Origin of the sequence: Staphylococcus pasteuri, from assembly GCF_030547725.1 — a bacterium.
In the GTDB taxonomy this organism is placed as follows: Bacteria; Bacillota; Bacilli; order Staphylococcales; family Staphylococcaceae; genus Staphylococcus; species Staphylococcus pasteuri.
The window spans coordinates 1-276 of sequence record NZ_JAUOQO010000303.1; the positions used below are offsets into that span (position 1 = coordinate 1).

A 276-nucleotide genomic window follows, 5' to 3' on the forward strand; every position below is an offset into this window, starting at 1 on the left:
GATGCGACCCCATATTAATTGGTATTATACTCCCAGGAAAAACTAAAATACCTTGGCTTTTGTTTCCCCTAAACGGTCTATATCGAATTATCTCATTTCTATTGAAGAGTTGTAGCGATTTAACTCCTTTACTAATAAAGAAAGATATATATGCGAGATTGACAATATCATTTTTCTCTATTCCAAGAAAAACTACTCTGCTAAATTTTAGATCCTCTACCTTTTCTATTAAAAGCTGCTGCTCATAAGTGACTTCATTTGCATGCAAAAGAGTAT

1 protein-coding gene is annotated in these 276 nt (G+C 32.6%); it reads right to left on the reverse strand.

Features of this window, described 5'->3' with window-relative positions; genetic code table 11:
- On the reverse strand, positions 1-276 hold a 276-nt coding region (locus Q4528_RS13755), incomplete at both ends, for a hypothetical protein (RefSeq protein ID WP_303522124.1).